The following is an 8,973-nucleotide window of genomic DNA, read 5'->3' on the forward strand; positions in this document are numbered from 1 at the left end:
TCAGCAACATCAGTAATACCAGCAACACCCATAAACCAAGAGAGAGAACCATGGTGGCACAACTGATAGATTTCAAACCTGATGCAGAGAGTTCTACTCCCTTGTATCTGCAGTTGGCAAATAAACTGGCTAACGGCATACATAGCGGGCTGTGGCAACCGGATGAAGCCTTGCCGTCAGAGCGCATGCTGTCTGAAACCCTGGATATCTCACGCGTCACTGCGCGCAAAGCCATCGACATGTTGTGCGAGCGTGGCATGCTCACCCGCAAGCATGGTTCCGGCACCTACATCACCCCCAAGCTTGAACAGCCTTTATCGCGCCTGACCAACTTCAGTGAAGAATTGCGCAATCGTGGTTTTGTGCCTGGCTCGCGCTGGTTATCGCGTGAAACCGGGATCGCTTCGCCAGAAGAGATTTTGTCGCTGGGCCTGTCGCCGAATACCGTGGTGTCGCGCCTCAAGCGTTTGCGTACTGCCGACAATGTGGTGATGGCGATAGAAAGCACGACCATACCGGCGATGTATATACCAAACCCGAAACTGGTCAACGATAGCCTGTACGGTTATCTGGAAGCACAAAATCTGTCACCTACGCGCGCACTGCAACATATCCGCGCTGTGAATGCAACAGCCGAACAGGCGCGGCTGGCCGATATCAAACAGGGCGCGGCGATGCTGTTCATCACCCGCGTTGCCTATCTGCCCACTGGTGCAGCAATCGAGCTTTCTCACTCGTACTGCCGCAGTGATTATTATGACTTTGTGGCGGAGCTGTTCAGATGAGCTTGAATCAACAATTGCAAGGGCAGATACTGACACCGCAAGGCTGGGTATGGGGATCGGTAAGCTTTGCTGAAAAAATACAGGCGATCACTGCCGATGCCAGCGTGCCGTCTGAAAGTAGCCCTGATCAGGTGGCAGCCAGTCATTACATACTGCCAGGTTTTGTGGATCTGCACGTGCATGGTGCTGGCGGCAAAGACACAATGGAAGCCGGTGATGCCGTCGAAGTCATCGCCCGCAAGCATGCAAAGCATGGTACCACCAGTATGCTGGCAACCACCATGACTGCACCGCTGGCAGACCTTGAACAGGCATTGAAGGCGATCAGGCCCTTTGTCGATCAGCGCAGCGCAGGCGCAGCCCGCGTGCTGGGCGTGCATCTGGAAGGCCCGTACATCAACCCCGGCAAGCTGGGGGCGCAGCCAGATTTCGCGCATGCCGGTTCACTGGACCAGGTGCGTCACCTGGATGCCATAGCGCCAATCAAACTGATTACCGTCGCACCCGAAATGGACGGCCATCTGCAACTGGTGCGCGAGCTGACAGACATGGGCATGCAGATACAGATAGGCCATACCCTGGGTACGTATGAAGAGGGCAAGGCCGCGCTGGAAAACGGTGCTACTGGTTTTACCCACTTGTATAACGCCATGTCGCGCATGGATCACCGGGCACCCGGCATGGTCGGCGCTGCCCTCGCACATGCGCAGTTTTCTGAAATTATTCCCGACCTGGTGCATGTGCATCCGGGCGCTATCCGGGCTGCCCTGCGCGCCATTCCGCATCTGTATTGCGTGACTGATTCCACTGCCGCATCCGGCATGCCAGACGGCCAGTACATGCTGGGCCGCCAGGTGGTGCATAAATGCCTGGGTGGTGTGCGTCTGGAAGACGGCACGCTGGCAGGTAGTACCCTGACCATGGATCAGGCGCTGCGCAATCTGGTCAGCATAGGCCTGGATCTGGAAGATGCATCGAAGCGTGTTTCTACCTACGCAGCCGATTATCTGGGATTGAATGAGCGTGGCCGCCTGCAGGCTGGCAGTTACGCAGACCTGGTCGTGCTGGATCGCCAGCTCAACCTCATCGCTGTTTATGTAGAAGGAGAAAAGATTGACCTCGCAGATGCTTAAGGAAGCGTGTTCTTCCGCCGATTTTGTAGCCGGACAACTGAAGCTGGACAATGACAGTTACCGTGCCCTGGGTGCCCATTTGCGTGCCCATCCACCAGGCTCGGTGGTGACAGTGGCACGTGGCAGTTCTGACCATGCCGCCAATTATGCGGCTTACCTCATCATGGCCAGGTTGGGACGCATCGTCGCGTCCTTGCCGATGTCGCTGGTGACACTGAATAATGCGCCCTTGCAGGCCAGGGATGCATTGGCGATTGCGATTTCACAATCTGGCCAAAGCCCGGACGTGGTCGAACCCATCCGTTATTTTCGCGAAGGTGGTGCCACTACCGTGGCGCTGGTGAATGATGCTGCATCACCGCTGGGGCAAAGCGCAGAATGGACCATGCCCCTGCATGCCGGGCCAGAACTGAGCGTGGCGGCCACCAAGAGCTTTATCACTTCGCTGGTTGCCGCTGCACGCCTGGTCGGGCACTGGCAAGATGATGCGGCATTTTTGCAAGCCATAGAACAATTGCCGGACGCCCTGCGTGCCGCCACCGAATTTGACTGGTCGCCAGCGCTGGATGTACTGACACCGGCGTCACGCATCATGGTGGTGGGACGTGGCATCAGCTTCCCGGTGGCGCTGGAATCGGCATTGAAGTTCAAGGAAACTTCCGTCATCCAGGCTGAAGCCTTCAGTGGTGCAGAAATCAAACATGGCCCGATGGCACTGATACACGATGGTTATCCCTTGCTGATCTTCGCAACCCGTGGTCCCTCACAGGCTGGCCAGATCGCCCTGGCAGAAGAAATGCGTGGCCGTGGCGCCAATGTCTTGCTGGCCGCACCGGATGATGTCAAGGAACGTAATCTGACCCTGCCGGTAGCAGCCACACCCGATCTTGACCCCATCGTGGCGATACAGGCGTTTTATGTCATGGCCGCCAATCTGTCGATTGCCCGTGGCCTGGACCCGGACAAGCCACGTCACCTCAGCAAAGTGACAAAAACCAATTAGACTGTGCAGATAATCCGCCGCGCTATTTTTTAAAAACTTAAAAGATAGATACTCCCCCTAGTATTTTTACTAATAGCAATGCATACATAGAAAAAATGCGAAATTTATTCAAAATTGGGGGGAGTATAGTCAAGGGCAGCAGCCGGGCTAAAAGTCCAGCTAAACACCCAGCTAAAAGCCGCTGGCCCAGATGCATGGTATTGCTGGCTGCCTTTGTGCTGGGCACAACACTGCATGGCAATGCCCTGGCTGTCCAGAAAATCGAATTCTGGACCATGAGCCTCAAGCCCAAGTTCATTCCCTACTTCCAGCAACTGGTTAAAAACTACGAAGCACAACACCCCGGCGTCAAGCTCGAATGGGTGGATTTTCCATGGGACATCTTGCAGTTGAAACTGATCACCGCCATCGCCGCCGGTACCCCACCGGCACTGGTGAATCTGAGCGTGCCATGGGCAGAAGAAATGGCACGTGATGGCTTGCTGGAACCAGTCGATGCATGGCTGGCCACACCGGGTGCAGCAATTGATTACACCGATGCGGCACTAGCCGATTTGCGTTTCAATGGCAAGGTGTATGGCTTTCCCCATTACAGCAACGTCAATGTGATTGCCTATAACCGCAAGATACTGGCAGCAGCCGGCATCACCCAGGCCCCCAGGAGCATGGATGAACTGCTGGCCCAGGCAGTGCTGATTTCCGCCAAAACCGGCAAGCCAGGTTATGCACCGGCGCTGGGCAAGATTGATGGTTTTTTCATGCAGCAGGGGCTGGATTTACTGCGCGATGGCAAGGCCGTCTTCAACTCACTCGCCCATGTGGCATTGATCAAAAAACTGGCGGCGACCTACAAGGCAAACGGTTTTTTGAAAGACAAGCTGTTTGCCGAAGACAATTTCCCGGCGGTGGTGGATGCCTATCTGGGTGGGCGACTGGGCGTCATGGTCAGCGCACCCACCGCCATGAAACGCATACAGACAGATGCGCCAGAGATTTATGCGCAGACCGGTATTTTTCCGGTGCCACCGGGGCCAACTGGCATCAATGATGGTGGCTGGTTATTCCATTTTGCCATACCCAAGGGTGTAAAAAAACAGCAACTGCCCGAGATTGCCACCTTTGCCCGCTACCTGACCAGCGACGCCAATCAACTGACTTTTGCACGGCTTGCTGGCGTCATGCCCACCACCAGGCAGGCCTTGTCCAACCCTTACTTTAAGCAGGTGCCAGCCAATGCCGGTGCATCAGAACAGGCATTGGCGGTTGCTGCCAATTCCATGAATGCTTCACGCACCCTGTATGTCAGCGGCATTGATGATTATGACGAATTGCGCCGCTTCCTGGTCAAGGCCGTGGAGGCTGGTGTCACCGGCAGACGTGACGTGCAGGAAGCACTGGATGAAGCCGTCGCCATCTGGAACCGTAAATTGCAGGGAGCAAAGCAGCCATGAGCAAGCAAGCGGCATCCATTTCAACTCTGGCTTCGGTGACAAGACGACGCAATCTGCTGGCCTATGCCTTTCTGGCCCCAGCCCTGTTCTTGCTGCTGATGTTTTCCTTCTGGCCGGTGATGTATGGCTCTTACCTCAGCTTTACCGATTTTAGTTTGATACGCCCTGTGCATTGGGTGGGGTTTGCCAATTACCGCGCCCTGTTTGCGAATGACATGTTCTTGACCGGGCTAAAAAATTCGCTGCTGTTTTTGTTGGTGGTGCCTTTCACGCAGTTGGGTGCCATTTCGCTGGCGGTGCTGGTGAATAATCAATTGGCCGGCATACGCTGGTTTCGTGCCGCCTATTATGTGCCGGTGGTGACCACCGTTTCTGTGGTGGGCATCATGTGGGGGTTCATGTTCCATGAACAGGGCACGCTTAATTATGTGCTGCTGCAACTGCATGTGATTGCTGCACCGCTGGGCTGGCTGTCGGACGATACCCTGGCCCTGTTCGCCGTCATGTTTGTATCCTTCTGGCGTGGCCTGGGCTGGTATATGGTGATGTACCTGGCGGCATTGCAATCACTGCCAGCAGAAATGCAGGAAGCAGCCATACTCGACGGTGCCAATCGCTGGCAACGTTTCTGGCGCATCACCGTGCCGATGCTGAAACCAACAATCCTGGTGTGCAGCATCATGTCGGTATTGGCAGCTTTGAAAGCGTATCAGGAAGTCGATGTGCTGACCCAGGGCGGCCCCATGAACTCCACCTTCACGGCCCTGTATTACGCTTATGACCAGGGGCTAAAACACTTGAAACTGCCACGTGGTCTGGCTGCCAGTTTCGTGGTGTCTGTGTGCTGCATGGCGATTGCCTTCATCTGCCTGCGCTGGCTTAAACCAGGGCACAGGGAATGAGCATGTCCATCAAAAAAATCCTGAACACGGCATCGCAATATGGTTTGTTGAGCCTGATTGCCATCATCTGTATTTTCCCCTTCTGGTGGACACTGGTGGTGGCGATATCGACCGAAGGCAATCTGTTTGAATTCCCACCCACCTTCTGGCCGCGTGGCGTGTCGCTGGATAATTTTATCGAGGCATTCCGCGTCATCCCCATCATTGCATTCTATAAAAATTCGCTGCTGATTACCCTGGCGACAGTGCTGGGTAAGCTGGTGGTGTGTTCACTGGCCGCTTATCCTTTATCACGCATGCAGTTCAGCGGCAGCAAGCTCATCATGGGCGTAATACTGGCAACCATGATCTTGCCGTCAGAAGTCAATTTTTTGGTCAACTTCATCACCATCACCAAGATATCGCTGGTGAATACCTATACCGCCGTGGTGTTGCCGAATATCGTGACGGCAGTATCCATACTCTTGCTGAAACAGGCTTTCGATGAGGTACCGCAAGACTTGCTGGATGCCGCAAGGGTGGATGGTGCCAGTGAATGGACAATTTTTTACCGCATCGTATTGCCCCTGATCACCCCATGGCTGGCAACAGTGGGCATACTGACCGCAGTCGAAGCCTGGAATGAATACATCTGGCCATCTATCGTCATCAGCAAGCCAGAAGATTTTCCGTTATCTGCGGGTGTGCTGTATTTGCGCGGCACCTACGGCAGCAGCACCCGCGTGATCGCGGCAGGAACCATTTTGACAGTTGCACCTATATTGGTCGCCTTTTTATTTACCCAGCGCTTTTTTATGCGCGGCATGGATGGAGCAGTGAAATGACGCAAGACAAAAACTATAATGAGCAAACCCTGACACGCGAAGCAGCGCGCCGCCTGGCCGGCCAACTGGTGATGATACGCCTGCCCATCACCAGCCTTGACGATGCATCCGCACAATTCTTGAAAGACAATTACATCCGTGGTATTTGCCTGTTCAGGCAAAACATGGTGGACGAAACCCAGTTGAAAAAACTGACGGCTGATCTGCGCAGTGCCATGGGGGCGGAAGCACTGATCGGCATCGATCAGGAAGGGGGCGCAGTGGTGCGTTCCACCTGGGTACCGCAGCCTCCGGCGGCGATGTCACTGGGTGCCAGCGAGGACCCGGAACTATGCCGCCAGGTGGGTGCTGCCGTTGCCCGTGGTGTCAAGGCACTGGGTTTTAACTGGAACTTTGCACCCGTGCTGGATTTGAATAATAACGTCGATAACCCCGTCATCTCTGAACGTTCATTCGGCGCTGACCCAAAGCGCGCCAGTGAACTGGCACTGGCCTGGATGGATGGCAGCCTGTCTGAAGGCGTGGCTTGCTGCGTCAAGCACTTCCCGGGTCATGGTGACACCAATGTTGATTCACACCGCGATTTGCCCACCGTGAATAAAAGCCTGGCCGAATTGCAGGCGCTGGAACTGGCCCCTTTCCAGACCGCCGTCAGCCGCAATGCACCCGCCATGATGACCGCGCATATCGTCTACCCGGCGCTGGATACAGACAATCCCGCCACCATGTCCAAACCCATACTCACCGGTCTGCTGCGTGATCAATGGAATTACCAGGGCGTCGTCATCACCGACGGCATGGACATGCACGCCATCGCCGGGCGCTATGGCGTCGGCAATGCAGCGGTGCGCGCCTTGCTGGCTGGGGCTGACATGGTCATGGCGCTAGGCACAACAGAAACCCAGCTTGAAACCCTGAACGCACTGACCGAAGTCATTTTCTCTGGCCAGATTTCTTTGGCCGACATACAGCAAAAACTGCAGCGCATGACTGCACTGACAACACGCTATCCCTGCATAGACACCGCCTACCAGACCGACATGGCAGACCGCATCCTTATGGCCAGTGCCTGGAAGCGCGGCCTGACCACCCAGGGCAATGCCGTACCGCCCGCCAGGGGCAGCAAGGTGCGCCTGATCATCAGCGCCGATGTCGTCAGCGATGGCGTGTCAGAAGCAGGCATCCCCGCCAGCAAAGTCAGCGCCATGCTGGCCAGTGTGTACGATGTGGACACCGTCACTTTTAACAAAGCCGACACCTTTGACTGGAGCGCCTTGCCCAACGATGGCCGCTTCGTGATACTGGCATCCACCGTGCGCATACGCTACAGCAAGCAGGTGCGCGACAGCTGGAAGCCAGACCTGCACCTGGTCTTGTGGAACCCGTTTCAAATGCTCGACATCCAGGCACCGGCTCTGATCACCTATGGCTTTTCCCCACCCGCCATCGATGCCGCACGCGCCTGGTTTGCCGCTGAAATAATCGCCAGCGGCCAGATCCCGGTCGCCGGTTTTTCTAACGCAGCAACGTAAGAAGTATAAAGGGGAGGGGCAAGGCATGGCCGAAGTCAGACTGCAGCAGATCAGCAAATCCTATGGCAGTAACCAGGTCTTGCAAGGCATAGACCTGCATGTGCGCAATGGTGAATTCATGGTCTTTGTCGGCCCCTCGGGCTGTGGTAAATCGACCCTGCTGCGCATGATCGCTGGCCTCGAAGATATCAGCGCCGGTGAACTGTACATCGGTGATGCACTGGCCAACGACATCCCACCCGCCAAGCGTGGTCTGGCCATGGTGTTTCAGTCCTACGCCCTGTATCCGCATATGACCGTGTATGAAAACATGGCCTTCAGCCTTAGCCTCAGTAGCATGAGCAAGCAAGACATCGATGCCGCGGTCCAGCATGCTGCCGGCATCCTGCAAATGACTCACCTGCTGCACCGCAAGCCGCGTGACCTGTCCGGCGGCCAGCGCCAGCGCGTCGCCATCGGTCGCGCCATCGTGCGCAAACCCGGCCTGTTTTTATTTGATGAACCGCTATCCAATCTCGACGCCAGCCTGCGCGTGCAAATGCGCATAGAACTCAGCAAGCTGCACCGCGAACTGGCCGCCACCATGATCTACGTCACCCATGACCAGGTTGAAGCCATGACCCTGGGCCAGCGCATCGCCGTCTTCAATGGCGGCAAGATAGAACAGATAGGCGCACCGCTGGAACTCTACGACAAACCCGCCAACTGTTTCGTCGCCGGCTTTTTGGGCTCACCCAAAATGAATTTCCTGCAAGGCAAAGTCAGCCGCTGCGCCGACAACCAGGCAACAGTGATTTTAGCCGGTGGCGCACACCTGGAAGTCAACATCCCTCCCAACGCCCTGACAGAAGGACAAGCAGTCAGTATAGGCATACGCGCAGAACACGTAGCCCCATCCGCACAAACCCAGGACAGCAACAACCAGCTCAGCGTCTGCATCAGCTTCATCGAACATCTGGGCGACGCCGCCATCGTCTACGCCACACTGGCCGGTGAAGAAAACCTGTTCGCCATCAAGCTGCCAGCAGATACCTCAGATTTATTCCCTGGGGCAGATTTGCGGGTGCAACTGCCGGTGGGGAGGTGCCATGTGTTTGATGCAGAAGGCAGCGCAGTTAGGGCTTGAGCCCGCACATGGTTTTAAATATTGATCTGAAGCGCTTTATACAAGCACATATTAATTTTACGTTCCACTTGATATCGTGTTTGTTGTTAAGGAATCTCTGATTAAGTAAACGCAATCTCCTTCAGAAACGTTAATAGAAGCATGTTCCCCTGTCAATCATTGAAGCCATGAAACAGACTACCTTTGCCCAAGGAAGCTTTGAACGTTACGCCAAGAC

The 8,973-nt window shown here is 55.4% G+C and carries 8 protein-coding genes; all 8 read left to right on the forward strand.

Annotated elements, in window-relative coordinates; all coding sequences use genetic code 11:
* Positions 1–50 precede the first annotated feature (50 nt).
* The 8 genes from ACO0LM_RS25210 (at position 51) to ACO0LM_RS25245 (ending at position 8,756) form a co-directional block, all read left to right on the forward strand.
* Entirely contained in the window at positions 51–785 is a 735-nt protein-coding gene (locus ACO0LM_RS25210) for a GntR family transcriptional regulator (protein WP_422990553.1), read from the forward strand.
* Complete coding sequence (gene nagA / locus ACO0LM_RS25215) at positions 782–1,918, forward strand: N-acetylglucosamine-6-phosphate deacetylase (protein ID WP_423041101.1); 1,137 nt, start codon at positions 782–784, stop codon at positions 1,916–1,918. The genes ACO0LM_RS25210 and nagA overlap by 4 nt, the downstream gene beginning before the upstream one ends.
* Positions 1,911–2,921, forward strand: a complete 1,011-nt coding sequence (locus tag ACO0LM_RS25220) for an SIS domain-containing protein (protein ID WP_422990572.1) — start codon at positions 1,911–1,913, stop codon at positions 2,919–2,921. The genes nagA and ACO0LM_RS25220 overlap by 8 nt, the downstream gene beginning before the upstream one ends.
* Positions 2,922–3,115: 194 nt before the next feature.
* Positions 3,116–4,372 (forward strand): ABC transporter substrate-binding protein, encoded by a 1,257-nt coding sequence (locus tag ACO0LM_RS25225; protein WP_423041103.1) that lies wholly within the window; start codon positions 3,116–3,118, stop codon positions 4,370–4,372.
* A complete protein-coding gene (locus tag ACO0LM_RS25230) occupies positions 4,369–5,274 on the forward strand; it encodes a carbohydrate ABC transporter permease (RefSeq protein WP_423041105.1) in 906 nt (301 codons plus the stop codon). The genes ACO0LM_RS25225 and ACO0LM_RS25230 overlap by 4 nt, the downstream gene beginning before the upstream one ends.
* A gap of 2 nt (positions 5,275–5,276) precedes the next feature.
* Entirely contained in the window at positions 5,277–6,098 is an 822-nt protein-coding gene (locus tag ACO0LM_RS25235; protein WP_423041107.1) for a carbohydrate ABC transporter permease, read from the forward strand.
* Positions 6,095–7,630, forward strand: coding sequence for a beta-N-acetylhexosaminidase (gene nagZ, locus ACO0LM_RS25240; RefSeq protein WP_423041109.1), 1,536 nt, complete (start codon positions 6,095–6,097; stop codon positions 7,628–7,630). Before ACO0LM_RS25235 ends, nagZ begins: the two co-directional genes overlap by 4 nt.
* Positions 7,631–7,655: 25 nt before the next feature.
* The gene (locus ACO0LM_RS25245) at positions 7,656–8,756 is read left to right on the forward strand and encodes an ABC transporter ATP-binding protein (protein ID WP_423041111.1); all 1,101 of its coding nucleotides are present in this window, start codon (positions 7,656–7,658) and stop codon (positions 8,754–8,756) included.
* Positions 8,757–8,973: the final 217 nt, after the last annotated feature.

It is taken from the genome of Undibacterium sp. Di26W (assembly GCF_049340265.1).
GTDB lineage: Bacteria > Pseudomonadota > Gammaproteobacteria > Burkholderiales > Burkholderiaceae_D > Undibacterium.

What these genes read in the sequence shown, in the direction of transcription:
- ACO0LM_RS25225 (WP_423041103.1), top strand. Translation starts at nt 3,116, where the DNA reads ATGGTATTGCTGGCTGCCTTTGTGCTGGGCACAACACTGCATGGCAAT.
- ACO0LM_RS25220 (WP_422990572.1), top strand. Translation starts at nt 1,911, where the DNA reads ATGCTTAAGGAAGCGTGTTCTTCCGCCGATTTTGTAGCCGGACAACTG.
- nagZ (WP_423041109.1), top strand. Translation starts at nt 6,095, where the DNA reads ATGACGCAAGACAAAAACTATAATGAGCAAACCCTGACACGCGAAGCA.
- ACO0LM_RS25210 (WP_422990553.1), top strand. Translation starts at nt 51, where the DNA reads ATGGTGGCACAACTGATAGATTTCAAACCTGATGCAGAGAGTTCTACT.
- ACO0LM_RS25235 (WP_423041107.1), top strand. Translation starts at nt 5,277, where the DNA reads ATGTCCATCAAAAAAATCCTGAACACGGCATCGCAATATGGTTTGTTG.
- ACO0LM_RS25230 (WP_423041105.1), top strand. Translation starts at nt 4,369, where the DNA reads ATGAGCAAGCAAGCGGCATCCATTTCAACTCTGGCTTCGGTGACAAGA.
- nagA (WP_423041101.1), top strand. Translation starts at nt 782, where the DNA reads ATGAGCTTGAATCAACAATTGCAAGGGCAGATACTGACACCGCAAGGC.
- ACO0LM_RS25245 (WP_423041111.1), top strand. Translation starts at nt 7,656, where the DNA reads ATGGCCGAAGTCAGACTGCAGCAGATCAGCAAATCCTATGGCAGTAAC.